Source organism: Pseudomonas sp. LBUM1666 (assembly GCF_059695775.1).
Map to the genome: position 1 here is coordinate 731304 of NZ_CP166789.1, position 26197 is coordinate 757500.

The window sequence follows — 26197 nt, forward strand, 5'->3', positions numbered from 1 at the left end:
AAGCTCGCTCCCACAGGGATTTGCGTCAATAGTCGAGAGCGGCAGGTTTCAGGTACATCCCTTCCTGCGTCATCGCAATCCGGAACTTCAGCACGTCACCGGCCTTGAGCGTGATGTTCTGCGAACCCGGTGCGAGCATGCCCGGGTTGCATCCCGGCGCCTGGCCCGGCAGCAGCTTCAGGCGCAAGGACACATTGCCCGGCGGCAGGTTGAACGAGGTGCTTTGTTCCTGGAACAACCGCGCCGACAGCTGATCCTGGATATACACGCCGATCTCGCAGGAGGTTGCGACTTCCAGGCGCTCGCGGGAAATGATCAGCACGCCGTAGTCCTCCCCGGCAGCATTGACCGAGGGCACGGCGGCGAAAAGGCTGAGAAAGCCAAACAGGCTGAGAGCTGACCAGCGCATGGCTGAATCTCCTGATGTCGAGTCATTGATGGACGCAGCTTGGCCGAGCGCGATGCCGATTGCCAGCCCGGCAGCGCACTTCAGAACTTGACCTTGCCATGGTGGCAAGCTCGAGACTGCTCACAACTTCACTAAAGGAGTCATCCCATGCAAGTGTTCAACGTTCAAGGTATGTCCTGCGGTCACTGCGTCAAAGCCATCACTCAGGCGCTGCAAGCCAAGGATCCTGCGGCCAGCGTGCATATCGATCTGGCCGCGAAAGAAGTCGGCGTCGAGAGTGCTTTGTCGGCGGATCAGGTGATCGCGGTGATCACCGAAGAAGGCTACGAGGCGATAGTCGCCTGAAGCTTTTTAATAGTTAGCGACCTAACGGAATGTTCAAGGCGTCCCTGCGCGGCTAGACTGTCGGCCTGCCGACTCATGCCCAACTGGATGCCTGATGAACTTCCGTACCATTCTGATTCTCGGCGCCTTGAGCGCTTTCGGTCCGCTGGCAATCGATTTCTATCTGCCGGCCTTCCCTACGATGGCGCTCGCCTTCGGCACCGATGAAAAACACGTTCAGCTGACCTTGGCGGCGTATTTCCTTGGCTTGTCCATCGGTCAGCTGGCTTATGGCCCGGTAGCGGATCGCTTCGGGAGACGCATTCCCTTGCTGACTGGCGTCGGCTTGTTCACCGCTGCCTCCCTGGCCTGCGCTTTTGCTCCGAATCTGGAATGGTTGATCGGCGCGCGGTTCATCCAGGCGCTGGGTGGTTGCGCGGGCATGGTGATCTCCCGTGCGATTGTCAGCGATAAATGCGATGCGGTGGGGTCGGCGAAGGTCTTTTCGCAGCTGATGCTGGTGATGGGCCTGGCGCCGATTCTTGCGCCGATGCTGGGCGGGCTGTTGGTCAACACCACGGGCTGGCAGTCGATCTTTCTCGTGTTGACCGGTTTCAGTGCGCTGGCAGGGTTGGCCGTGGCACTCGGGTTGCCGGAAAGTCTGCCGGCCCATGTGCCGCGTCAACCGTTGTCCGGCGCGTTGCGTCAGTACGGTCGACTGTTGTCGGATCCGGTGTTCCTCGGCCATGCCTTGACCGGCGGCATCGCCATCGCCGGGATGTTTGCCTACATCGCCGGTTCACCGTTCGTCTTCATCAAACTGTATGGCGTGCCGCCCGAGCATTTCGGCTGGCTGTTCGGTACCAACGCGGCGGGCTTCATTCTGGTGGCACAGCTCAACGCGCGACTGCTGGCCAAGCGTGGCCCGGCGTTCTTGCTGGCGCGCACCGTGTGGATCTACGTCGGCGCCGGTCTGGCGCTGCTGGCCGTCAGTGCGTTGCACACCACGCAGCTATGGCCATTGCTGATTCCACTGTTTGTCTGCATCGCCAGCCTCGGTTGCATCCTCCCCAACGCCTCGGCCTGCGCCATGAACGGGCAGGGCGCTCGCGCCGGTAGTGCGTCGGCGATGCTCGGTTGCCTGCAATTCAGCGTCGCCGCCGGGGCAGCAACCCTGGTCGGCGTTTTACACGATGGCAGCGCCATGCCGATGGCCATGGTCATCAGCCTGTGCGGAATTCTGGTGGTGAGCGTGGCGATGCTCACCCGACGTTTGCAAAATGCCCGGGCACTGGCACACGCCCAGGTCTGAGGACGAACTCAGCCAGCAGCACGCTGCTGGTGTTCAATAATTTGATGAGGTGCTTGCAGGCGCGCTTCGAGGGTTCGGGTGAAGGCGCGAGCTTCGGCTTCGCTGCGGAATGTCACGGTGTGTTGGTCCAGGCGGACCTGCCACTGGGATTTTGCCAATTCTTTTATCAGGATCTTCATTGCTGATCTCTCCTCTCGTAAAAGATGTCACATAAAAGATTGTGCCGCAGAGGACTCGATTGTAGACCCGAATACGATCGCAATTGTGACAACGGTCAAATCTCGGACTGACGGTGTCGCCCATCTGGGCGACAACTGTGTCAGTTTGTTTCAGAACCCTTCAAGCACAATCTTGCCCTTGGATTTGCCACTTTCGAGCAGCTCATGGGCACGGCGCAGGTTCGCCGCGTTGATGGTCCCGAAGTGCTCGCCGACCGTGGTCTTCAGCGTCCCCGCGTCGATCAGCTCAGCCACGCGGTTGAGCAATTTGTGCTGCTCGATCATGTCCGCGGTTTCGAACAGCGAGCGGGTGTACATGAACTCCCAGTGCAGCGACAGGCTCTTGCGCTTGAGCTTGGTCACGTCCAGCGCCTTCGGATCATCGATCAGAGCCAGTTTGCCTTGCGGCGCCAGTGCCTCGACCAATTGGTCCAGGTGGTGATCAGTCTGGGTCAGGCTGGCGACGTGGGTCACCTGATCGACACCAGCGCGTTTGAGTTCTTCGCTCAACGGCTGGCTGTGATCGATCACCAGGTCGGCACCCAGTTCACGAACCCAGCTCTGGGTTTGCGGGCGAGAAGCGGTGCCGATGACTTTCAGCCCGGTGAGTTGGCTGGCCAGTTGCGTGAGGATCGACCCCACACCGCCAGCGGCACCGACGATCAAAAGGCTCTGGCCTTCATCGGTTTTGCCTTCACGCACTTGCAGGCGTTCGAAGAGCAATTCCCACGCGGTGATAGCGGTCAGCGGCAGCGCGGCGGCTTCGGCGAAGCCGAGGGTTTTCGGCATATGGCCGACGATCCGCTCATCGACCACGTGCAGTTCGCTGTTACCGCCAGCGCGGGCGATGGAGCCGGCGTAGAACACGTTGTCGCCGGCCTTGAACAGCGTGACTTCACTGCCGACGGCCTTGACCACACCGGCCACGTCCCAGCCCAGCACTTTCGGCGCGCCCGCTTCAGGCTGGACGTTTTGGCGGACCTTGGTGTCCACCGGGTTGACCGAGATGGCTTTGACTTCCACCAACAGGTCGCGCGGGCCGGCAACCGGTTCTGGCAGTTCGATGTCTTGCAGAGAATTTTCGTCGCTGATTGGCAACGAGGCGTAGTAGGCAATGGCTTTCATACGGGCTCCTGAGAAGTAATAAAGAAGGCAGATCAGACGATGGAGCGCAGGCGCTTGAGGTCGAAGTGTTCGAGAAAGTCGCCAGCCTTGGCGCGGAAGTTCTGGACATGTGCGCTGGCGTCATGGGCTTGCAGGGCTTCGTCGCTGCTCCATTTTTCGATCATGTAGAAGGCATGAGGATTGGCGAGGTCCTGGTGCAAGTCGTATTGACCGCAACCTGCCTCGGCGCGAGTTGGTTCCAGCAGCGCACGCAGGTGCTGTTCGAGGGCGTCCTGCTGGCCGGCTTTGGCGATGAGGGTGGCGATAGCGGTGAAAGTCTGGGACATGTTTGGCTCCGGGAACGGGATGAATTTGATGGGATGAATTTGATGGGATGGATGATTGGCTATTTCTCTGCAAGATAAAACCCGCTAAAAGAGCAGTCTCTTTCAATATTTTTTTGATAATCGAGGCTGGAAAATGCTGCGTTTCGATGACTTGCAGTTGTTTGTCCGGGCCGCGGACCTGGGCAGTCTGTCAGCGGCGGCGCGCGGGATGGACATGTCGGCCGCGGTGGCCAGTGCGGCGTTGAAGCGCATCGAACAGCAGCTCGGCGCCCGGTTGCTCGCCCGTTCTACCCGCAGCCTGCGGCTGACCGCTGAAGGCGAGGGATTTCTCGAATACGCTCGGGCCGCCTTGAGCAATCTCGATGAGGGCCGTCGTTTATTGGCCAGCGGTCAGGACCAGGTCAGCGGGATTTTGCAGCTGTCGGCGCCTTCGGACTTTGGCCGCAATCTGCTGCTGCCCTGGCTGGACGAGTTTCAGCGTGAGCATCCGAAACTCACGGTGCGTTTGCTGCTGGGCGACCGCATCGCCGACCTGTTCCGCCAACCGGTGGACATCGCCCTGCGTTACGGCGAGCCGGAAGACTCAAGCCTGGTGGCGCTGCCCATCGCCCCGCAGAACCGCCGCGTGCTCTGTGCCGCCCCGAGTTACCTGGCCCGGCATGGCGAGCCTCGGCAACTGGAGCAACTGGCTCAGCACAACTGCCTGCTGTTCATGCTCGGCAGCCGGGTCCACGATCATTGGAGTTTCCACGACGGTAAACGCGAGGTCAGCCTGACCGTTAGCGGTGATCGTTTCAGCGATGATGCCGATGTCGTGCGACTGTGGGCCGTGGCGGGTGCCGGGATTGCCTACAAATCCTGGCTCGATGTAGCGGCCGATGTGCTGGCCGGTCGATTGCAAGTGCTCATGCCGGAACTGCTCTGTGAGCGCGCACCGCTGAATTTGCTGTGCGCCCATCGCGCACAATTGAGTAAGCCGGTGAACCTTTTGCGGGAAATGCTCGCCAGCCGATGCGCCCGGTTGAGTAGCCAATTTCCGACGTTATCGAGCCCCGATCATTAGTCGCAGGAAAATAGCGAAATTTCACTCAGGAACTATCACCACCAATGGTTTCCCAAGGGCAGGAACCGGCGGTTAACCCGCATATACTAGCGCTCGCCTCATGTACGCACCGTCGATCTCGCAATGGCGAGACCACATCCGAGTCAGCCAGGCCCCATGGTCAATCGCCGCGGCTTGGCGAAACCTGCGAGCAATGGCCTGTGCGATTGGCCGGCTTTGCCCGGTTTATGGCGGTTTCCACGCCTTGGCCGACGACACATTACTGGTCAAGATGTCTCTGAGCAGTAGACGAAACGATTCAACAGGGAGTGAATACATGGAACATGCACCTTGCATCAGCCAGATCGCCACGTTGCTGGCTGACCCAAAGCGCAGCGCAATGATGTGGGCCTTGATGGACGGCTCGGCGCGGCAAACCGAAGAGCTGGCCTTGTTGGCCGGCCTGTCACCGTCTTCGGCCAGTGCACATCTGGGGCGTTTGTCCGCCGGAGGTCTGTTGAAAGTCGAAATCCGCGGCCGCAAGCGGTTCTTTCGTCTTGCCGCACCTGAAGTGGGTGCCGCGATAGAGGCACTGGCCAGCGCCACCCTGGCCAGCACGCCTCGGGAAGTCCCGGACGTTTTCAAACGCACGCCCCCCCTCGCCAAACCTCAGGCGGCGCCTTCGTCACTCTTGCGCGCCAGGCTTTGCGACGACCATTTGGGCGGCACCCTTGCCGCCGATCTTTACCAGCGTCTGCTGGATGCAGGCTGGATCGAACAGTTCGATCAGCGGGTCATGATCACTCACAAGGGCGCCACGCAATTGGCGACGCGGGGTGTGTTCATCCAGGCGCTGGCTCATCGCAACAGCCGAGTCGCTTGCGCTTGTCCGGACTGGAGCGAAAGACGCCCGCACATGGGCGGATCACTGGGTGCGGCGTTGCTGCAATTGTTCATGCAGTCAGGTTGGCTGAGCCTGCCCAACGATTCGCGAGCCTTGCAGGTCACAGCCGCGGGGCAGCGTGAAATCCATCGATTCGCCAAGGAGACCGAGCTGGAAATGGCGTTGTAGACGCATCGAGATCGACGTCCGAAGCTTCGGGCGTCGTTCAGAGCTGCGAACAGGTCGCATCCAGCAGTAACCCCCAGCAGCTATCGCGCACACTCGTCCGGGGACTTTCGGATTGAGGGGATGTGGCATGGAAACACGAGGCTTCAGCGCGGCAGAACGACTGGAACGGCTGCCCATCAGCGGTTATCACCGGATCATTTTCATCATCATTGCCCTGGCGTTTTTCTTCGACTCCATGGACCTGGCGATGATGACCTTCCTGCTCGGCTCGATCAAAACCGAGTTTGGCCTGAGCACGGCGCAGGCCGGGTTGCTGGCCAGTTCGAGCTTTTTCGGCATGGTTGTGGGGGCGTCGCTGTCTGGCATGCTGGCCGACCGTTTCGGGCGCAAACCGGTGTTCCAGTGGAGCATCGTGTTGTGGGGGATCGCCAGTTATCTGTGCTCCACGGCGCAGAATGTCGAAACGCTGACGTTGTTCAGAATCCTGTTGGGGATTGGCATGGGCATGGAGTTTCCCATTGCTCAGTCGATGCTCTCGGAGCTGATTCCAGCCAAACGGCGCGGGCGCTACATTGCGTTGATGGACGGTTTCTGGCCGCTGGGCTTCGTCGCCGCCGGCGTACTGTCGTACTTCCTGCTGCCGGTGATTGGCTGGCGGGACATCTTCCTGGTGTTGGCGGTGCCGGCGGTGTTTGTCCTCGCGATTCGCTTTTTCATTCCTGAATCACCGCGCTGGCTGGAACAGGCCGGGCACCATGACGTGGCAGACAAGGTCTTGCTGCGCATCGAAGATCGGGTCCGGACATCTCTGGGACGTTCGGATCTACCTGAGCCGATCCGCCTGCCGAGAGTGGCGAGTACGCCGGGCCATTTCTTTTCCGCCTTGCGGCAAATCTGGTCGCCGCTGTATCGCCAGCGCACGATGATGATCTGGAGCGTCTGGTTCTTCGCCTTGCTGGGTTTCTATGGCCTGACGTCCTGGCTCAGTGCCTTGCTGCAGCAGTCGGGTTTTGCCGTGACCCAGTCGGTGTATTACACGGTGTTGATTTCCCTCGGCGGGATTCCCGGTTTCCTGATGGCCGCCTGGCTGGTGGAGCGTTGGGGACGTAAACCGGTGTGCGTGGTGACGTTGCTCGGCGGCGGGGTGATGGCGTTTCTTTATGGTCAGAGCGCGGTGTTTGGCGGCAACGTCAGCCTGTTGATTGCGTCGGGGCTGCTGATGCAGTTTTTCCTGTTCGGCATGTGGGCGGTGCTTTACACCTACACGCCGGAGTTGTACCCGACATCGGCGCGGGCCACGGGCTCGGGTTTTGCTTCGGCGATTGGCCGCGTGGGTTCGTTGCTCGGGCCAATGGTGACCGGGCTGGTGTTCCCGATGACCGGGCAGGGTGGGGTGTTTGCGCTGGGGGCGATGTGTTTTGCGATTGCGGCAGGGGTGGTGTGGGTGTTCGGGATGGAGACCCGGGGCAAAACACTGGAGGAGTTAAGCGAGGCAACACCAATCTAAAAATGTGGGAGCGGGCTTGCTCGCGAAGGTGGTGTGTCAGCTGCATAAATGTTGACTGACACTCCCTCTTCGCGAGCAAGCCCGCTCCCACATTAGTTTTGTGGTGAACCTTATGGTTTCACCAGCCGTGCATCCAGGCTGTTCTGCGCCAATCGCTTGGCCTGGTCCTGGGTCATGCCCAAATGGGTATACAGGGCATGGAAGTTCTCGGTGACATAACCGCCGAAGTACGCCGGGTCATCCGAGTTCACGGTCACTTTCACGCCACGCTCGAGCATGTCGAGAATGTTGTGCTGAGACATGTGATCGAACACGCAGAGCTTGGTGTTCGACAACGGGCACACGGTCAGCGGGATTTGCTCGTCGATGATCCGCTGCATCAAACGCTCGTCTTCGATGGCGCGCACGCCATGGTCGATGCGCTGGACTTTCAGCAAGTCGATGGCTTCCCAGATGTACTCGGGCGGACCTTCTTCTCCGGCGTGGGCGACGGTCAGGAAGCCTTCGTGACGAGCGCGATCAAACACGCGCTGGAACTTGCTTGGCGGGTGACCCATTTCCGAACTGTCCAGACCGACAGCCACAAACGCATCACGGAACGGCAGCGCCTGGTCGAGGGTTTTCTCGGCTTCTTCCTCGCTCAAGTGGCGCAGGAAGCTCAGGATCAAACCGCTGGTGATGCCCAGTTGCTGCTCGCCATCCTTCAACGCGGCGGCGATGCCATTGAGCACCACTTCGAACGGCACGCCACGGTCGGTGTGGGTCTGCGGGTCGAAGAACGGTTCGGTGTGAATCACGTTCTGCGCCTTGCAACGCAACAGGTAAGCCCAGGTCAGGTCGTAGAAATCCTGAGAGGTGCGCAACACGTCGGCGCCCTGGTAATACAGGTCGAGAAACTCTTGCAGGTTGTTGAAGGCGTAGGCCTTGCGCAGGGTTTCGACGTCGCTCCACGGCAGGGCGATCTTGTTGCGTTCGGCCAGGGCGAACAGCAGCTCAGGCTCCAGCGAACCTTCGAGGTGCAAGTGCAGTTCCGCCTTGGGCAGGGCGTTCAGCCAGTCATACATATTCTTTTCTCATCAGGTGCAGATGGCGAGCATTCTACAGATGCCCGTGGAAACAATTAGCAAAACCTGACCAGCCGGTTCATCACACCGCTTCCTGTTCCCGTCGATAGGCGTAGGTCTCGGCAAAGCGCGAGAGCAGGAATTCGGCGCAGGTGGTGGCCGGGTACTTCGCCGGGTGCCCTTCATCCTGGCAGCCGGGCAAGCATTCGATGGGGGTATCGGGGTGTGGTTCGGCGAAGAACGGCATCGAATAACGATCAACACCCTGCGGGCTGATGACCCGGTGCGGCGTCGACAGGTAACGATCGTTGCTCCAGCGCGCCATCATGTCGCCGAGGTTGACCACGAACGTGCCTTCGATCGGCGGCGCGTCGATCCACTCGCCGTTGACGTTTCGCACTTGCAGGCCGCCGGCGGCATCCTGATACAGCAGGGTGATGCAACCGTAATCGGTGTGGGCGCCGGCGCCTTGTTGCTCTTCGGAACTGGCGGTGTGGCGCGGTGGGTAATGAATCATCCGCAGCACGCTGACCGGCTCATGGAAGCGTGTGTCGAAGAAGTCGCGCTCGATGTTCAGCGCCATGGTCATGGCACGCAACAGCGTTTGGGCGAGTGCCTGCATGTCGACGTAGTGTTGCTCCATCAAGGCTTCCCAACCGGGCATCGAGGGATGACGGTTGGGGCCGCGCAGCGGTTTTTCCGTCAACACTTCAGGGTGATCGGCCGGCAGGTGCAGGCCCATGTCGAAGGTTTCTTTCAGGTCGCTGGGTTTGCTCGGGTCCAGTTGCTCGGTGGCGATGGCGCCGTAGCCGCGATGGTGGCGGGTCTGGGTGATGTCGATCTTGAGCTTTTCGGCGGTGGGCAAGGCGAAGAAGCGTTGGGCATGGTCGAGCACGGCGTCGATACGTGACGCGGAGATCGGGTGCCCCTTGATGTAGAAAAAGCCCCACTCGCGGCAGGCGCGGTCGATTTGAGCCGCGACGGATTGCCAGGCGTGCGCGTCGTCGCTGTAGAGCGGGGCTATGTCGATAATCGGGAGTTGGTTCATGCGCAATTCTCAAGAACGCTAAATATCCATTGTGGGAGTGAGCCTGCTCGCGATAGCGGCGTGTCAGTCGACATTGATAGCGTCTGACACTCCGCCATCGCGAGCAGGCTCACTCCTACAGGGTTTTGTGTTGGGTTGGGGAGTTACTTCGGAATGTCGGCCTTCATGCCTTCAACGTAGTAGTTCATCGATGCCAGCTCCGCATTGCTCGCCGTCGCGCCCGCCGCGATTTTCTCGGTGCCGGCCTGGTCCTTGATCGGCCCGGTGAACGGGTGGAAGGCGCCGCTTTTGATGTCCGCAATGATCTGCTCGGCCTCGGTTTTCACCGCCGCCGGCACCAGGTCACTGATCGGCAGCTCAACCGTGCCTTCCTTCAAACCGCCCCAGTAATCCTGCGATTTCCAGGTGTGGTCGAGCACGCTTTGGGTCGCTTGAATGTAATGCGGGCCCCAGTCGTTGACGATCGACGTCAGCACCGCTTTCGGCCCGAAGTGCGCCATGTCCGAAGCGTAGCCGACGGCATACACGCCGCGACGTTCGGCCGCCTGAATCGGCGCCGGGCTGTCGGTGTGCTGGAACACCACATCGACGCCTTGATCGATCAACGCGTTGGCGGCGTCGGCTTCCTTGCCCGGATCGAACCACGAGTTGACCCACACCACCTTGATCTCGGTGCCGGGGTTGTACTTGTTCAGGGCCAGTTGAATGGCGTTGATGTCGCGGATCACTTCCGGGATCGGGAAGGACGCGACGTAACCGATCTTCTTGGTCTTGGTCATCTTCGCCGCGAGGAAACCGCCGACATAGCGACCTTCATACGTGCGCGCCAGGTAGGTGCCGAGGTTCTTGTCCTGCTTGTAGCCGGTGGCGTGTTCGAAGGTCACCTTGGGAAACTGCTTGGCGACTTTCAGGGTCGGGTTCATGTAGCCGAACGACGTGGTGAAGATCAGGTCGTACTTGTCCTTGGCCATGTTGCGGATCACCCGCTCGGCATCGGCCCCTTCGGCGACGTTCTCCACATAGTTGGTGGTGATCTGGTTACCGAATTTTTCGGCCAGCGCCTTGCGCCCCTGTTCATGCTGATACGTCCAGCCGTGGTCGCCGATCGGACCGATATAGACGAAGCCGACTTTCAGCGGGTCGGCAGCGCTGGCGGTCAGGCTCGCGCTCAGACCGATGGCCGCCGCAACGGCGCAAAGCAGCTTCTTCAACGGACGTTTGTGCATGAATTCCAACTCCATGTTGTTGTGAGGTTGGCAGGGGCAATGCAAATTGCTGACCAACAAGACAATAAATGGCTCGAGATCGCGTAATGGCCATCGCGAGCAAGCTCGCTCCCACAGGGGAACGCGATCCCCTGTGGGAGCGAGCCTGCCCGCGAAGAGGCCCTTGAGGCCGATAAAAGTGCATGCCTTGGCACAGCCGCCATCCACTGGTGCGCTAAGGTGTAACGAAACGTTAGCGCCGCCCCGCAGTCATTAGCTCATCACCCTGGTTCCGCTTCACACGGCAAAAAGGCCCGCGATGCTCACACTTATCAAGCAAGAAAAATTCCTGTTGTTGGCCCTGCTCGCCGCCGTCGTCGCCTATCCACTGGAACACTGGATGCTGCACAGCGGCCAGCCCATCGCGCTGACCGCTGGCCTGGTGCTGATTGCCTTCATCGTCGCCGCCTCCATGCGCGTCGCCCATCACGCCGAACTGCTCGCCGAAAAAGTCGGCGACCCTTACGGCACGATGATCCTGACCCTGGCCGCGGTGCTGGTGGAAGTGGTGATCCTGGCGATCATGATGAGTAACGAAGCCTCGCCAACCCTGGTGCGCGACACGATTTATTCGGCGGTGATGCTCGACATCAACGGCATCCTCGGCCTGGCCGCCTTGATGGGCGGAATCAAGCACGGCGAACAGTCGTACAACGACGACTCGGCCCGCAGTTACAGCGTGATGATCCTCACCGCCATGGGCGTGTCCATGGTGGTGCCGGAGTTCATCCCCGAGGCCAACTGGAAGCTTTATTCGGCGTTCACCATTGGCGCGATGGTCGTGCTTTACACCCTGTTCCTGCGTATGCAGGTCGGGCCGCACAGTTATTTCTTCAGCTACAGCTATCCGGAAAAACGTCGAAAAAAAGTCCCGGCGGAAGAACCTGAGCCCATCAATCTGGGGCTGAGTATTGGGACATTGGTGTTCGGCGTGGTGGTGATCGGTGCCTTGGCCGAGGTGATGTCCAAGACCCTCGACCTGGGCCTGGAAGGGACGGGCGCACCGCCGGTGATCACGGCGATCCTGGTGGCGGCAATCTCGGCGGCACCGGAGATTCTGACCGCGTTGCGGGCGGCACTGGCCAACCGCATGCAGTCGGTGGTCAACATCGCCATGGGCGCGTCGCTGTCGACGGTGATCCTGACGGTGCCGGTGATGGAAGCAATGGCGCTCTACACCGGCCAGCCGTTCCAGATGGCGATGACCCCGGTGCAGACTGTGATGATCTTCCTCACCCTGATCGTCAGCGCGATCAACCTCAACGATGGCGAAACCAATGCCATCGAAGGCATGACCCACTTTGTGCTGTTTGCGACCTTTATCATGTTGTCGCTGCTGGGCCTTTAGAGCTGCCACAAACCAATGTGGGAGCGAGCCTGCTCGCGATGAGGCCATGTCAGTCAACATCGATGTTGAATGTCAGTGCGCTATCGCGAGCAAGCTCGCTCCCACAGGGGATAGTGTTGTATCAGGTACCGGCGATTAGCTGCCGAGCCGCCTGACTGTGATCCGCAATCAACCCCTTCAAATCCAGCCCTTCGACCTGCCCATCAATCACTCGCCACTTGCCCCCGACCATCACCCGATCTGCCCGATCAGCACCGCACAGCAGCAACGCCGACACCGGATCATGACTGCCGGAGAACCGCAGCTCATCGAGCTTGAACAGCGCCAGATCCGCCTGCTTGCCCACCGCCAGTTCGCCGATATCGGTTCGCCCGAGCAAACTCGCCGAACCCTTGGTCGCCCATCCCAGAACCAATTCCGGCGTGATCTTCTCGGCACCATAACGCAGCCGCTGAATGTAAAGTGCCTGACGGGTTTCCAGCATCATGTTCGACGCATCGTTGGACGCCGAACCGTCCACGCCCAAGCCCAGCAACGCGCCCGCAGCGGTCAGGTCCAGTGTCGGGCAAATGCCGGAAGCCAGGCGCATGTTAGAACTCGGGCAATGGCAAATGCCGGTGCCGGCGGCGCCGAGACGGGCGATTTCATCCGGGTTGAAATGGATGCCGTGGGCCAGCCAGGTGCGCGGGCCGAGCCAGCCGACGCTGTCCAGGTAATCCACGGTGCGCAACCCGAAGCGTTGCAGGCAGAAGTCTTCTTCGTCGAGGGTTTCGGCCAGATGGGTGTGCAGGCGCACGTCGAGTTTGTTCGCCAGTTCGGCGCTGGCGGACATGATTTCCGGGGTCACCGAGAACGGTGAGCAGGGCGCCAGGGCGATCTGGATTTGCGCACCGTCGCCACGCTCGTGGTACTCGGCGATCAAGCGTTGGCTGTCGGCGAGGATCACTTCACCTTCCTGCACGGTCTGCTGCGGCGGCAGGCCGCCGTCCTTTTCGCCGAGGCTCATGGAACCGCGCGTCAGCATGGCGCGCATGCCCAGTTCGCGGACGCTCTCGACTTGCACGTCGATCGCATTTTCCAAGCCTTGCGGAAACAGGTAATGGTGATCGGCCGCGGTGGTGCAGCCAGACAGCAGCAACTCGGCCAACGCGACTTTGCTGGCGAGGGCGAGCTTTTCAGGGGTGAGGCGGGCCCAGACCGGGTAGAGGGTTTTCAGCCACGGGAACAACGGCTGATTGACCACCGGCGCCCAGGCTCGGGTCAGGGTTTGATAGAAGTGGTGATGGGTGTTGATCAGTCCCGGCAGGATCACATGCTCGCGAGCATCGAAGACTTGTCCACAGGGCGCGGACGGTTGCTGGCCGGCGGCGAGCACTTCGACGATCAAACCGTCTTGCAGCACCAGGCCGCCACGGGCATCGAGGCCATTGGCAGTGAAGATCGCGAGGGGATTTTTTAACCAGGTACGGGTCGCAGGCATGTTGGCCGGCTCCTCTGAAAGTGGGGTTCAGGTTAGCCAGCTCAGTGATTACCCTGTCTGCTGATCCAGGGTCGTCGCGGGGACGAGGTGCGGAGTTTCGAACAAAACCGCTCGGCGGGCAAGCCTCGCCCGACAGGACAACACAAATCCCTTTGTGGGAGCGAGCTTGCTCGCGATAGCGGTGTGTCAGGCACCACTAATGCAAACTGACAGTCCGCCATCGCGAGCAGGCTCGCTCCCACAGGGTCTTGCGGTGTTACCAGGGAATGGTTTCACCCCGGTAATTCACAAAATGATGCCCGCCGTTGCCGGTATACGCATTCACCTGATCGACCAACCCGCGCGTGCTGGTTTCTACATCAATGTCAGCACCTTCACCGCCCATGTCGGTTTTCACCCAACCCGGATGCAGCGACAGCACGGTGAGTTTCTGCTCGCCCAATTGAGTGACGAAGCTGTTGGTCATCGAGTTCAGCGCGGCTTTGCTGGCCTTGTACAACGCCAGCTCCGGCGCATCCGGCATGGTCACGCTGCCCAGCACCGAACTCATGAACGCCAGCACGCCGGTATCCGGACGAATCTGCCCGACAAAGCGTTGAGCCAGATTGATCGGCGCCACCGCATTGGTGAAGAACAGTTGGCCGACCTCGGCCAGGGTTGCGCCGCCCGGCGTTTGAACTTCCGGGCCTTTGACCCCGGCATTCACGAACAGCAGGTCAAACACTTCACCCTTGAGTTGTTGGCTCAGGGCGATGACAGCTTGCTGATCGTCCATGTCGAGTTTTTCGATCCGCACCTTGCCCAAGGCCTGCAAGGCTTCGGCGTTCTGCGGGTTGCGCACGGTGGCGGTGACTTGCCAGCCGTCGGCCAGCAGGGTTTTCACCAGACCGAGGCCCAAGCCCCGGGAGGCGCCGATGATGAGTGCGGTTTTTGCCGTAGACATGAGTGGCTTCCTTGATAAGTGAGGGTCAGGGATTCAATGGACAACGTTGACCGAGCCGTTGCTGCAACTCCTGACGCAACGCGCCGAGTTCGTCGATTCGGGTTTCGATCAGTTTGAGTTTGTCTTGCAGCAATTGCGTGACGGCGCTGTCCGGATCGGGCGACTGCCATATCGCGGCGACGCTGTTGCCGATCTCGCCGAGGGTAAAGCCCAATCGCTGAGCGGTCTTGATGTACTGCACCAGTTGCACCATGTCCGCCGGATAGTCGCGATAACCGTTGGAGCTGCGTTGTGCCGCAATCAATCCGCGTTGCTCGTAGAAACGCAGCGTGTCGCGGCTGACGGCGCTGGCCTGGGCTAATTCACCGATGCGCATCATGACATCTCGAGGGGACTTGACCCTGGAGCATACTCCAGGCTTTAGCCTTGTTGCTCCCTGAATTTATGGAGCAAGACGGATGTGGACTTCAACGCAATATCGCCGGTTGGTGAAGGGTAGCGCCTGGTATGACTTGATCGTCATGGTGGCGTTTGTCACGCCGTGGAGTTTTGCGGCGTTGCATGGGGTTTTGTTGAGTGTGAGTCAGGCATTCGATTTGCCTGGTGAGCTGCCAGCATTTGAGCCGATGCACATGTTGATGGCGAATCTGTTGGGGTCGATTGTCTGCGTGTGGGCGGTGCTGCGGATTCGTGATCCGCAGCAGGTTTATGGCCGGTATGACGCAGTCGGCAGATTTCTGTTTTCGGCTTGGCAGCTGTATGCATTGCTCCATGGCGCGAGCTCGTTGCTGGTTGTTTTCCTGATCTTTGAATTGGCTTGGGGCGTTGTTCAGGTGTTGCCTGTTCGGACGCTTTCGCGAGCAGGCTCGCTCCCACAGGGGATCCGTGTCGACCCGCAATCCTGAGTTAAACCCGGACTACTGTGGGAGCGAGCCTGCTCGCGAAGAGGCCGTTGCAGACAACCACTAATGCCCAGCCTGCCACGGCTGCCCCAACGACACCGGCGCATACAACCGTGTGCGCACCGCGTCCCGGGACAGCAACACCAACACCACAATGGTCGCAACATACGGCAGCATCGCCAACAGACTCGACGGAATCGCCAGCCCCAACCCCTGCGCCACCAAATGCAGGATGCTGGCGAGCCCGAACAGATACGCCCCCAGCAGCAACCGCCACACCCGCCAACTGGCAAACACCACCAGTGCCAGGGCAATCCAGCCCCGGCCGGCGCTCATGTTCTCCGCCCACATCGGCGTGTAGGCCAGGGACAAATAAGCCCCGGCCAATCCAGCCATCGCCCCACCAAACAGCACCGCCAACGTGCGCACGCCCAACACCGGCAAGCCCATGGCACTGGCCGCATCCGGATTTTCCCCGACCGCCTGAATGATCAGCCCGACGCGACTTTTTACAATCACCCAGGCCACCAGCGCAAACAGCGCGAACGACAGGTACACCAGCAGATCCTGCGCAAACAGCATCCGCCCGATCAGCGGGATTTCACTCAAATACGGAATCGCCACCGGCTCAAAACCCGCCAGCGGTTTACCGACCCACGCCGCGCCGACAAAGGTCGACAGGCCCACACCGAAGATCGTCAGCGCCAACCCGGTGGCCACCTGATTGGCGTTGAACACCAGCGCCACCAGCGCAAACAACGACGACAACAGCATCCCGGCGAGCATCGCCAGCAACACACCGAGCCACAGGTTGCCGCTGCTCAGCGCGACGATAAAACCGATCACGGCACCAAACAGCATCATGCCTTCCTGGCCGAGGTTCAGAACGCCGCTCTTCTCGCAGATCAATTCACCGAGTGCCACCAACAGCAGCGGCGTACCGCAACGGACCATGGCGTAGAAAATATTGCTCAGCAGATCGATATCCATCACAGCGCTCCTGCTTGTACGGCGGTGGCTGGCGCACGGCGGGTCCATCGCAGGTTCAAACGCGGTCGGTAGAGAATCAGCACGTCACTGGCCAGCAGGAAAAACAACATCATTCCCTGGAACAATTGGGTGATTGCCTGGGGCAGATTCATGCTCATCTGCGCGCTCTCGCCGCCGATGTACAGCAGCGCCATCAGCAGGCTGGAAAACAGGATGCCAATGGGATTCAACCGCCCGAGAAACGCCACGGTGATCGCGGCATAGCCGTAACCGGGCGAGACTTGCGGCACCAACTGGCCGATCGGCCCGGTGACTTCACACACCCCGGCCAGCCCCGCCAATCCTCCGCTGATCAACAGCGCCAGCCAGATCAGCCGCTTCTCGCGAAAGCCGACGAACCCTGCTGCGCGCTTGTCCAGGCCGAGCACTTTGATCTGGAACCCGATAAAACTTTTCTGCAGCAACACCCACACCGCCACCAACGCGAGCAAGGCGAAATACACGCCCGCATGAACCCGGCCGTCCTCCATCAACAGAGGCAAACGACTGGCCTCGCCGAACATCGCCGACTCCGGAAAGTTGAACCCGGCCGGATCCTTCAACGGTCCATGCACGCAGAACAGCAACAGGTTCAGCGCGATGTAATTGAGCATGATGCTGGTGAGGATTTCGTTGGCGTTGAATCGCGTGCGCAACCACGCCGTCAGCCCGGCCCATGCGGCGCCGGCCAAGGTGCCGACGAACAGAATCATCACCAGCGCCCAGCGACTTTGCAGGTCGATGATGTTCACCGCCAATGCACTGCCGGCCAGCGCGCCAAGCAGCAACTGACCTTCGGCGCCGATGTTCCAGATTCGCGCCTGATACGCCACCGCCAGACCCAATGCACAAAGCAGAATCGGCAGCGCTTTGACCAGCAGTTCGGAGACGCCATACAGGTCGCTGATCGGCGCGATGAGCAGCGTGTGCAAGGTCAGTAATGGGTCATGCCCCAGCGCGATAAATAGCAACGAGCCGCAGGCCAATGTCAGGACGGCCGCCAGCAACGGCGAGCACCACAACATCAGTCGCGATTGCTGGCCACGGGGTTCGAGAGAAAGCAGCATGTGAAACTCCGTTAAACCGTTGCGGGTGCGGGTGATTGAGGGGTGTCGAACTGGCCGGCCATCCAGCCGCCGACATCGATCAGTCGCGTGTCGACCGTGGCCTTGAGCGGCGACAATCGACCGCCGCACAAAGCGCCGAGGCGGTCACTGATCTGGAACAGCTCGTCGAGGTCTTCGGAGATCACCAGGATCGCTGCGCCGGCATCGCGCAAGGCAATCAGCGCCCGGTGAATCGTCGCGGCGGCGCCGACGTCCACGCCCCAGGTCGGGTGTGCGGCCACCAGCAGTTTGGGTTGTTGGAGGATTTCCCGGCCGAGGATGAATTTCTGCAAGTTGCCGCCGGACAGGCTGCGGGCCGGTGTCTGGGTGTCGGGCGTCTTCACCCCGAAGCGACGGATGATTTCTTCGGCCAGCGCTTCGACCTTGCCGCGCTGGATCAGGCCGTTGCTGACCAATCCTTGTTGAAAAGCGGTGAGCAGGGCGTTGTCCGACAGGCTCAGGTCCGGCACCGCGCCATGGCCCAGACGTTCCGCGGGGACGAAGGCCAGGCCCAGTTTGCGTCGTGCATCCGGCCGCAAATGCGCCACCGGTTGCCCGCCGAAACTGATCGTTGCGCCGTCGTTGCGGCTGAGCGGTTCTTCGCCGCTGAGCAACGCGAGCAACTCATCCTGACCATTGCCCGCGACCCCGGCGATGCCCACGATCTCGCCACTGCGTACTTCAAGCCCGATGTCCTTCAGCGAACAGCCAAACGGATCGGGGTTGTGCCAAGACAATCCCGTCACGTTCAGGAACGCATTAGCGCCAATGACTTTCGGATAATCCGTAATCAGCGCAGCGGCTTCGCCAACCATCAACTGCGCCAGTTGCCGATCCGAACACTCGGCCGGCACGCAATGCCCGGCCACCCGACCGCCGCGCAACACCGTGGCGCTATGGCACAACGCGCGAACTTCACCGAGTTTGTGGCTGATAAACAGAATGCTGCAGCCCTCCGCGGCGAGTCGGCGCAAGGTGACGAACAAATCGTCGGCCTCCTGCGGAGTCAGCACCGAGGTCGGCTCATCGAGAATCAGCAGGCGGATGTCCTGCATCAGGCAACGAATGATTTCCACACGCTGGCGCTCGCCGATCGACAGGCTGTGGACAAGTCGCTCCGGCTCCAGCGCCATGCCGTAGCGCCGGGAGACTTCACGGATTTTCGGCTCAAGCTGCTTCGGTGTGCCAGCCGCCGCGCCCATGGCCAAGGCAATGTTCTGCGCCACGCTCAAAGTCTCGAACAGCGAGAAATGCTGGAACACCATGCCGATCCCCAGGCTACGAGCCTGAGCCGGGTTGCGCATTGTCACGGGTTGCCCTTGCCAAATCATCTCTCCCGAGTCCGCGTGGGTGACGCCGTAGATGATCTTCATCAGCGTACTTTTGCCTGCGCCATTTTCGCCGAGCAGGGCGTGGATTTCGCCGGGCGCAATGCTCAGGTCGATGGCATCGTTGGCCAGGCAACCGGGGTAGCGCTTGCTGATTCTGCGCAGTTGCAGACGAGGTGTTGGATCGGAGATCGGCACGGGGTTGGGCATGACTGGCTCGGGTCGATTGAAGTGATGCTTGTGGACAAAGCAATTTCCTGGCCATTGAGTCAGGAAAAATCAAAAGCGTTACAGATAAAGGCTTTGAGGGCGGCGCCTCGCCCTATGTCGATCCGGAACCAGGCACCACTTGAGGGCAAAGCCGTTGATCAGGCTCCGGTTTTGCTCAGGGTGTTTGGTCAAAAAACGAGCAACCTGCGGCAAGCCATGCCGGACATGGGGCGGCGACAGCCATGAACGGGTTATCCACAGATTGCTCCACAGTATTTGTGCGCAAGCCCGAAGCTCGGGCATAAGCACTGCGTGGCTTTCTTCTAAAGGTGATAAACCGCTCTAACTGATTGTTTTTACGTGGATTTAGCTTTTTCGCTGGCGGATTGGACGAAAAGTGAGCAAAGCCCGCAAAGCCGCATGACAGAAGGGTTACAGCCGGGTGTGCTCAGGTTATCCACAGCCGGGTGCACAGTAGATGTGGGCAAATGCACCGGTTCGACGAAAGGGCTGTGAACGTTGTTGGTGCGATTAGTGCTGCAACAAAATGCGTCCGCGGCTCAAATCCGCCAGCTGCGTTTGCAGGGTATCGATCTGGCTTTCGCCGATCGCCAATTGCAGCTCTACGCCGTTGGCCGTGAACGTTTCTTCCACAACCAATCCACCCAGTTCCGCCACCCGAAGCTTCACCAGCGGCAACTCTGCAAAAGCACAGGCACAACTCACCGGCACCCGACTGATCAACTCAATCTTCGCCGCCGCTTGCAGGCACTTGTTGGCGCCGCCGCCATACGCCCGGGCGAGGCCGCCGGTGCCGAGTTGAATGCCGCCATACCAACGAATCACCAGCACCGCGACCTGATCGCAATCCTGCGCGTCGATTGCCGCCAGAATCGGCCGGCCAGCGGTGCCGCCGGGCTCGCCATCGTCAGTGCTGCGATATTGGTCGCCAAGCTTCCAGGCCCAGCAATTGTGCGAGGCATTCAAATCGCTGTGCTGTTCGATGAACGCCAGGGCTTCAGCAGGGCTGCTGATCGGCGCGGCGAAGGTGATGAAGCGGCTTTTGCGAATCTCTTCGCGGTACTCGCAAAAACCGCTGAGGGTAAAAGGCATAAGTGTCTTAGATCGTTGGCGTCAGGCCGCAGCCCTTGAGAATGATGCGGATCAGGTTGTTGCCGGCGTCTTCCATGTCCTGCTTGGTGAGCTTGGTCCGCCCGCTGACACGGCAGATCTGCGTGGCGAAATCGGCGTAATGCTGGGTGCTGCCCCACAACAGGAAAATCAGGTTTACCGGGTCGACCGGGTCCATCTTTCCGGCGTCGATCCAGGCTTGGAACACGCCCGCCCGGCCCTGGAACCAGGCGCGATAATCCTGGTTGAAGTACTCGGTCAGGCACTCGCCACCGCTGATCACTTCCATCGCGAATATTCGCGAGGCTTGCGGCTGACGGCGGGAGAATTCCATCTTGGCGCGGATGTAACGCGTCAGCGCTTCCGCCGGATCATCCTCGGCGGTCAGGGTGTTAAAGGTGCTGTCCCACAACTGAAGGATGTTGCTCAACACCGCCACGTACAAACCGAGTTTGTTGGTGAAGTAGTAATGCAGATTGGCCTTGGGCAACCCGGCATTCAGGGCGATGGTGTTCATACTGGTGCCTTTGAACCCGTGACGGGCGAACTCGTCTTCGGCGGCTTTGATGATGGTCTCTTCGTTCTTCTGACGAATGCGGCTGGCAGGTTTGCCGCCGTGAGCGGGGACTTCAAAGGTCATAGGCACTTCCGAACAAGTGGGTGGGTGCAGCCACTGCGTTGATAGCGCACCCACAGGCATCAGACAAGTCCTGACGCGATAAAACTGTGGGAGCGAGCCTGCTCGCGAAGGCGGCGTGTCAGCTGTAGACGTATCGACTGACACTCCCTCTTCGCGAGCAGGCTCGCTCCCACAGGTTTCAACGCGTAGCGGCCAGGCTTTCGAGGAAGCTTTCCAGCACCAAATGCGGGCGACGGCCCTTGCGCGTGACCGATGCAAGGCTCAGGTCATAAAAACGCACCTTTGGTTTCAGCGCACGCAATCGGCCTTGCTGCACCCAGAGGCTGGCGTAGTGGTCCGGCAGGTAACCGATGTAGCGCCCGGTAAGGATCAGGAACGCCATGCCTTCACGGTCCGAGGCACTGGCGGTGCAATTGAGCGCTTGGTAATGGGCCTGGATTTCCGCGGGCAAACGGAAGGTCGGCGCGATGGCGTCCTGGCTATTGAGGCGCTCGTCATCCAGTTGTTTATCGTCGACATAAAACAACGGATGACCGACCGCGCAATACAGGAGCGAGCGTTCGCTATAGAGCGGCTGATATTCCAGCCCCGACAGCGCGCTGGCTTGCGGCACCACGCCGACATGCAATCGACCGTCGAGCACGCCTTGTTCGACTTCATTGGGCGCGATCATGCGGATCTGAATCTGCACGTCCGGCCCACGTTCCTTCAATTGCGCCAAGGCATGGGTGATGCGCATGTGGGGGAGGGTGACCAGGTTGTCGGTCAGGCCGATGGTCAATTCGCCGCGCAGATGTTGGTGCAGACCGTTGACCTCGGTACGAAAACTTTCCAGCGCACTTAATAGCTGCAAGGCCGAGTGATAGACCTCGCGACCTTCTTCGGTCAGGGAAAACCCGGCGCGACCGCGTTGGCACAAACGCAAACCGAGGCGCTGTTCCAGATCGCTCATTTGCTGGCTGATCGCCGAGCGGCCGATCCCCAGCACCGATTCCGCCGCGGAGAAGCCACCGCATTCCACGACGCTGCGGAAGATCCTCAATAAGCGGATATCAAAGTCACTGACTTGCGCCAGCGGATCGGGGCGACGGCTGCTCATAGTTTAGTGGTGACCTGACTGAACGTTAGAAGAGTTGGATTTCACCGACTTTATCCCCGTGGCAATTTAGCTGCAAGAACGCTTTTGATCTCTATGCCGCTTATTGCCCTGCGAGGTTTTGCCCATGAACTTGCCTGAAAACAACCCGACTTCCCTGGCCAGCCAGCTCAAGCTCGATGCTCACTGGATGCCCTACACCGCCAACCGTAATTTCCAGCGCGATCCGCGACTGATCGTGGCGGCTGAAGGCAGTTGGCTGATAGATGACAAGGGGCGCAAGGTTTACGACTCGCTCTCTGGTCTGTGGACCTGCGGCGCCGGGCATACCCGCAAGGAAATTCAGGAAGCGGTCGCCAAGCAATTGGGCACCCTCGATTACTCGCCAGGTTTCCAGTACGGCCATCCCCTGTCGTTCCAGCTGGCTGAGAAAATCACCGACCTGACCCCGGGCAATCTGAATCATGTGTTCTTCACTGACTCGGGCTCCGAGTGCGCTGACACGGCGGTGAAGATGGTTCGTGCTTACTGGCGTCTGAAAGGCCAGGCGACCAAGACCAAGATGATCGGTCGTGCCCGTGGTTATCACGGCGTGAACATCGCCGGCACCAGCCTTGGCGGTGTGAACGGCAACCGCAAAATGTTCGGTCAGGCGATGATGGACGTCGATCACCTGCCGCACACCTTGCTGGCGAGCAATGCCTATTCCCGTGGCATGCCGACAGAGGGCGGTATTGCCCTGGCGGATGAACTGCTCAAGCTGATCGAACTGCACGACGCTTCGAACATCGCCGCGGTATTCGTCGAGCCAATGGCCGGTTCCGCTGGCGTACTGGTTCCGCCACAGGGTTACCTCAAGCGTCTGCGTGAGATCTGCGATCAGCACAACATCCTGCTGGTGTTCGACGAAGTGATCACCGGTTTCGGCCGTACCGGCTCGATGTTCGGCGCCGACAGCTTCGGCGTGACCCCGGACCTGATGTGCATCGCCAAGCAAGTCACCAACGGCGCGATTCCGATGGGCGCGGTGATTGCCAGCTCCGAGATCTACCAGACCTTCATGAACCAGGCGACGCCTGAGTACGCGGTGGAATTCCCGCACGGCTACACCTATTCCGCGCACCCGGTGGCTTGCGCCGCTGGCCTGGCAGCACTCGACCTGCTGCAAAAGGAAAACCTGGTGCAGAGCGTGGCCGAAGTCGCGCCGCATTTCGAAAATGCGCTGCACGGTTTGAAGGGCTCGAAAAACATTATCGACATTCGTAACTACGGCCTGGCCGGTGCGATCCAGATCGCGCCTCGTGACGGCGACGCCATCGTGCGTCCGTTCGAAGCCGGCATGGCCCTGTGGAAAGCCGGGTTCTACGTGCGCTTCGGCGGCGACACCCTGCAGTTCGGCCCAACCTTCAACAGCAAGCCGCAAGACCTTGATCGTCTGTTCGACGCGGTCGGCGAAGTGCTGAACAAAATCGACTGATTTTCCCTTCTATATAGAGGCGCCCTTTGACGGGCGCCTGTGGACAACTTTTCTGGAGCCCCGCATGAGCCTTATCCCGCATTTGATCAATGGCGAACTGGTGACCGAAGACGGTCGCACAGCTGACGTGTTCAACCCGTCCACCGGCAAGGCAATCCACAAGCTGCCATTGGCCAGCCGCGAAACCATTCAAAAAGCCATCGACTCGGCCAAGGCTGCGTTCCCGGCTTGGCGCAACACGCCGCCAGCCAAACGTGCGCAGGTAATGTTCCGCTTCAAGCAATTGCTGGAGCAGAACGAAGCGCGTATTGCTCAGCTGATCAGTGAAGAGCACGGCAAGACCCTGGAAGATGCTGCCGGCGAATTGAAGCGCGGTATCGAGAACGTTGAGTTCGCTTGCGCGGCACCGGAAATCCTCAAGGGCGAGTACAGCCGTAACGTCGGCCCGAACATTGATGCCTGGTCGGACTTCCAGCCGTTGGGCGTGGTGGCCGGTATTACTCCGTTCAACTTCCCGGCGATGGTGCCGCTGTGGATGTATCCGCTGGCAATCGTCTGCGGTAACTGCTTCATCCTCAAGCCGTCCGAGCGTGATCCAAGCTCCACGCTGCTGATCGCTCAATTGCTGTTGGAGGCCGGTCTGCCTAAAGGTGTGCTGAGTGTGGTTCACGGCGACAAGGCGGCGGTGGACGCGCTGATCGAAGCGCCGGAAGTCAAAGCGTTGAGCTTCGTTGGTTCGACGCCGATTGCCGAATACATCTACGCCGAAGGTACCAAGCGCGGCAAACGCGTTCAGGCACTGGGCGGGGCGAAGAACCATGCGGTGTTGATGCCGGATGCGGATCTGGATAACGCGGTCAGCGCATTGATGGGCGCGGCTTATGGTTCTTGCGGTGAACGTTGCATGGCGATCTCGGTGGCTGTGTGCGTCGGTGACCAGGTGGCGGATGCGCTGGTGGCCAAGTTGGTACCGCAAATCAAGGCACTGAAAATCGGTGCCGGTACTTCATGCGGTCTGGACATGGGGCCGCTGGTTTCCGGTCAGGCTCGCGACAAAGTCAGTGGCTATATAGAAGACGGTGTTTCTTCTGGTGCGACCTTGGTGGTGGATGGTCGTGGTCTGAGCGTGGCCGGTCATGAGGAAGGCTTCTTCCTGGGTGGCTGCCTGTTTGATAACGTCACGCCAGAAATGCGCATCTATAAAGAAGAGATCTTCGGGCCGGTGCTGTGCGTTGTCCGGGTTAACAGCCTGGAAGAGGCGATGCAGCTGATCAACGATCACGAGTATGGCAACGGCACCTGCATCTTTACCCGTGATGGGGAAGCGGCCCGGTTGTTCTGCGACGAGATCGAAGTTGGCATGGTCGGCGTCAACGTACCGCTGCCGGTGCCAGTGGCTTATCACAGCTTTGGTGGCTGGAAGCGCTCGCTGTTCGGCGATTTGCATGCGTATGGTCCGGATGGCGTGCGTTTCTACACGCGTCGCAAGGCGATTACCCAGCGCTGGCCACAACGGGCGAGCCATGAAGCTTCGCAGTTTGCATTCCCGAGCTTGTAAGTAGAAGGGAAGAAGGCCGGCCCCTTGGGGCCGGCCTTTGCGTTTCAGGGGCTTTTTCCACCTATATGACAGAATTGTGGAAATAGGTGTTGACGGCAGATTCTGGAAGTCTATAATTCGCCCCACTTCCGGCGCAGTCGAAACGGAAAACTCCTTGGTAAGCAATGAGTTACGCAGTTTTCGACAGCGAGTTGCTTCAGATCATCGAAGCCCAGAAGGAGTTGAAAGAGTGAGGTTGTTTGGCTCTTTTAACGATTCGATCTTCTCGGTCGAAAGCGGTGTAAAAGAGGTGTTGACAGCAGCGAGTAACGCTGTAGAATTCGCCTCCCGCTAACGAGAGATCGGAAGCGCAAGTGGTTGAAGTTGCAAAGGAAACTTTGAAAACTTCGAGAAATAACCGCTTGACAGCAACAGAGGCTGCTGTAGAATGCGCGCCTCGGTTGAGACGAAAGATCTTAACCAACCGCTCTTTAACAACTGAATCAAGCAATTCGTGTGGGTGCTTGTGGAGTCAGACTGATAGTCAACAAGATTATCAGCATCACAAGTTACTCCGCGAGAAATCAAAGATGTAACCAACGATTGCTGAGCCAAGTTTAGGGTTTCTTAAAAACCCAAAGATGTTTGAACTGAAGAGTTTGATCATGGCTCAGATTGAACGCTGGCGGCAGGCCTAACACATGCAAGTCGAGCGGCAGCACGGGTACTTGTACCTGGTGGCGAGCGGCGGACGGGTGAGTAATGCCTAGGAATCTGCCTGGTAGTGGGGGATAACGCTCGGAAACGGACGCTAATACCGCATACGTCCTACGGGAGAAAGCAGGGGACCTTCGGGCCTTGCGCTATCAGATGAGCCTAGGTCGGATTAGCTAGTTGGTGAGGTAATGGCTCACCAAGGCGACGATCCGTAACTGGTCTGAGAGGATGATCAGTCACACTGGAACTGAGACACGGTCCAGACTCCTACGGGAGGCAGCAGTGGGGAATATTGGACAATGGGCGAAAGCCTGATCCAGCCATGCCGCGTGTGTGAAGAAGGTCTTCGGATTGTAAAGCACTTTAAGTTGGGAGGAAGGGCATTTACCTAATACGTAAGTGTTTTGACGTTACCGACAGAATAAGCACCGGCTAACTCTGTGCCAGCAGCCGCGGTAATACAGAGGGTGCAAGCGTTAATCGGAATTACTGGGCGTAAAGCGCGCGTAGGTGGTTTGTTAAGTTGGATGTGAAATCCCCG

The 26197-nt window shown here is 59.7% G+C and carries 25 protein-coding genes and 1 rRNA gene (1 of these 26 running past the window's edge); 10 read left to right on the plus strand and 16 right to left on the minus strand.

From position 1 onward, the window contains the following. Positions 1-25: 25 nt before the first annotated feature. A complete protein-coding gene (locus tag ACA056_RS03170; protein ID WP_497270442.1) occupies positions 26-409 on the minus strand; it encodes a hypothetical protein in 384 nt (127 codons plus the stop codon). Positions 410-556: 147 nt separating this feature from the next. On the opposite strand from ACA056_RS03170, the gene ACA056_RS03175 reads away from it, so the two are divergent. Further along, positions 557-754: a heavy-metal-associated domain-containing protein gene (locus ACA056_RS03175; protein ID WP_497270444.1), complete on the plus strand. Its 198-nt coding sequence runs from the start codon at positions 557-559 to the stop codon at positions 752-754. A gap of 94 nt (positions 755-848) precedes the next feature. Continuing rightward, a complete protein-coding gene (locus ACA056_RS03180) occupies positions 849-2045 on the plus strand; it encodes a multidrug effflux MFS transporter (RefSeq protein ID WP_497270446.1) in 1197 nt (398 codons plus the stop codon). A gap of 8 nt (positions 2046-2053) precedes the next feature. Here ACA056_RS03180 and ACA056_RS03185 read toward each other — a convergent pair whose 3' ends face one another. The 3 genes from ACA056_RS03185 to ACA056_RS03195 all read right to left on the minus strand — a co-directional run bounded on the left by ACA056_RS03185 (position 2054) and on the right by ACA056_RS03195 (position 3714). Then, positions 2054-2224, minus strand: coding sequence for a hypothetical protein (locus ACA056_RS03185; protein ID WP_497270448.1), 171 nt, complete (start codon positions 2222-2224; stop codon positions 2054-2056). Positions 2225-2374: 150 nt separating this feature from the next. Next, on the minus strand, positions 2375-3388 hold the full coding sequence (locus tag ACA056_RS03190; RefSeq protein ID WP_497270450.1) for a zinc-binding alcohol dehydrogenase family protein: 1014 nt from the start codon (positions 3386-3388) through the stop codon (positions 2375-2377). 32 nt (positions 3389-3420) lie between these two features. Then, on the minus strand, positions 3421-3714 hold the full coding sequence (locus ACA056_RS03195) for a putative quinol monooxygenase (RefSeq protein ID WP_497270452.1): 294 nt from the start codon (positions 3712-3714) through the stop codon (positions 3421-3423). A 133-nt stretch (positions 3715-3847) separates the two neighbouring features. On the opposite strand from ACA056_RS03195, the gene vimR reads away from it, so the two are divergent. The 3 genes from vimR (at position 3848) to ACA056_RS03210 (ending at position 7335) form a co-directional block, all read left to right on the plus strand. Beyond that, entirely contained in the window at positions 3848-4777 is a 930-nt protein-coding gene (vimR, locus tag ACA056_RS03200; RefSeq protein ID WP_497270454.1) for a transcription regulator VimR, read from the plus strand. Between the two features lie 316 nt (positions 4778-5093). Then, entirely contained in the window at positions 5094-5828 is a 735-nt protein-coding gene (locus ACA056_RS03205) for an ArsR/SmtB family transcription factor (protein WP_497270456.1), read from the plus strand. Positions 5829-5955: 127 nt separating this feature from the next. Further along, positions 5956-7335, plus strand: coding sequence for an MFS transporter (locus ACA056_RS03210; RefSeq protein WP_497270458.1), 1380 nt, complete (start codon positions 5956-5958; stop codon positions 7333-7335). A gap of 110 nt (positions 7336-7445) precedes the next feature. Here ACA056_RS03210 and ACA056_RS03215 read toward each other — a convergent pair whose 3' ends face one another. The 3 genes from ACA056_RS03215 to ACA056_RS03225 form a co-directional block, all read right to left on the minus strand. Next, entirely contained in the window at positions 7446-8399 is a 954-nt protein-coding gene (locus ACA056_RS03215) for an adenosine deaminase (RefSeq protein ID WP_046044713.1), read from the minus strand. Positions 8400-8481: 82 nt separating this feature from the next. After that, on the minus strand, positions 8482-9447 hold the full coding sequence (locus tag ACA056_RS03220; protein WP_497270460.1) for an isopenicillin N synthase family dioxygenase: 966 nt from the start codon (positions 9445-9447) through the stop codon (positions 8482-8484). A 143-nt stretch (positions 9448-9590) separates the two neighbouring features. Beyond that, entirely contained in the window at positions 9591-10673 is a 1083-nt protein-coding gene (locus ACA056_RS03225; RefSeq protein ID WP_497270462.1) for a BMP family ABC transporter substrate-binding protein, read from the minus strand. Positions 10674-10971: 298 nt separating this feature from the next. Between ACA056_RS03225 and ACA056_RS03230 the strand changes: the two genes are divergently transcribed. Continuing rightward, the gene (locus ACA056_RS03230; protein WP_497270464.1) at positions 10972-12060 is read left to right on the plus strand and encodes a calcium:cation antiporter; all 1089 of its coding nucleotides are present in this window, start codon (positions 10972-10974) and stop codon (positions 12058-12060) included. Positions 12061-12181: 121 nt separating this feature from the next. Here the strand turns inward: ACA056_RS03230 and ACA056_RS03235 are convergent, their stop codons facing one another. The 3 genes from ACA056_RS03235 to ACA056_RS03245 all read right to left on the minus strand — a co-directional run bounded on the left by ACA056_RS03235 (position 12182) and on the right by ACA056_RS03245 (position 14859). Next, positions 12182-13540 carry an 8-oxoguanine deaminase gene (locus tag ACA056_RS03235; protein WP_140683265.1) on the minus strand — a complete coding sequence of 453 codons (1359 nt, stop codon included), beginning with the start codon at positions 13538-13540 and terminating at the stop codon, positions 12182-12184. A gap of 256 nt (positions 13541-13796) precedes the next feature. Continuing rightward, the gene (locus tag ACA056_RS03240; protein WP_429533969.1) at positions 13797-14483 is read right to left on the minus strand and encodes an SDR family oxidoreductase; all 687 of its coding nucleotides are present in this window, start codon (positions 14481-14483) and stop codon (positions 13797-13799) included. A gap of 25 nt (positions 14484-14508) precedes the next feature. Beyond that, positions 14509-14859 carry a MerR family transcriptional regulator gene (locus tag ACA056_RS03245; RefSeq protein WP_046044824.1) on the minus strand — a complete coding sequence of 117 codons (351 nt, stop codon included), beginning with the start codon at positions 14857-14859 and terminating at the stop codon, positions 14509-14511. Positions 14860-14941: 82 nt separating this feature from the next. Between ACA056_RS03245 and ACA056_RS03250 the strand changes: the two genes are divergently transcribed. Continuing rightward, the gene (locus tag ACA056_RS03250) at positions 14942-15388 is read left to right on the plus strand and encodes a hypothetical protein (protein WP_497270467.1); all 447 of its coding nucleotides are present in this window, start codon (positions 14942-14944) and stop codon (positions 15386-15388) included. 60 nt (positions 15389-15448) lie between these two features. On the opposite strand, the gene ACA056_RS03255 is transcribed toward ACA056_RS03250, so the two are convergent. From ACA056_RS03255 to ACA056_RS03280, 6 genes are all read right to left on the minus strand, one after another. Then, a complete protein-coding gene (locus ACA056_RS03255; RefSeq protein WP_497270469.1) occupies positions 15449-16375 on the minus strand; it encodes an ABC transporter permease in 927 nt (308 codons plus the stop codon). Continuing rightward, a complete protein-coding gene (locus tag ACA056_RS03260; RefSeq protein ID WP_497270471.1) occupies positions 16375-17481 on the minus strand; it encodes an ABC transporter permease in 1107 nt (368 codons plus the stop codon). Before ACA056_RS03260 ends, ACA056_RS03255 begins: the two co-directional genes overlap by 1 nt. An 11-nt stretch (positions 17482-17492) precedes the next feature. Further along, positions 17493-19058 (minus strand): ABC transporter ATP-binding protein, encoded by a 1566-nt coding sequence (locus ACA056_RS03265; protein WP_497270473.1) that lies wholly within the window; start codon positions 19056-19058, stop codon positions 17493-17495. Between the two features lie 531 nt (positions 19059-19589). Beyond that, complete coding sequence (locus ACA056_RS03270) at positions 19590-20171, minus strand: IMPACT family protein (RefSeq protein WP_497270475.1); 582 nt, start codon at positions 20169-20171, stop codon at positions 19590-19592. A 7-nt stretch (positions 20172-20178) separates the two neighbouring features. Beyond that, positions 20179-20829 carry a TetR/AcrR family transcriptional regulator gene (locus ACA056_RS03275; protein ID WP_046044703.1) on the minus strand — a complete coding sequence of 217 codons (651 nt, stop codon included), beginning with the start codon at positions 20827-20829 and terminating at the stop codon, positions 20179-20181. Positions 20830-21007: 178 nt separating this feature from the next. After that, positions 21008-21928, minus strand: coding sequence for a LysR family transcriptional regulator (locus ACA056_RS03280; protein ID WP_497270477.1), 921 nt, complete (start codon positions 21926-21928; stop codon positions 21008-21010). Positions 21929-22052: 124 nt separating this feature from the next. Here ACA056_RS03280 and aptA point away from each other — a divergent pair, with 124 nt between their 5' ends. The 3 genes from aptA to ACA056_RS03295 all read left to right on the plus strand — a co-directional run. After that, entirely contained in the window at positions 22053-23402 is a 1350-nt protein-coding gene (aptA, locus tag ACA056_RS03285; protein WP_129438726.1) for an omega-aminotransferase AptA, read from the plus strand. A 64-nt stretch (positions 23403-23466) separates the two neighbouring features. Then, entirely contained in the window at positions 23467-24960 is a 1494-nt protein-coding gene (locus tag ACA056_RS03290; protein WP_497270479.1) for a CoA-acylating methylmalonate-semialdehyde dehydrogenase, read from the plus strand. Positions 24961-25586: 626 nt separating this feature from the next. Further along, a 16S ribosomal RNA gene (locus ACA056_RS03295) occupies positions 25587-26197 on the plus strand (it continues 928 nt past the right edge of the window).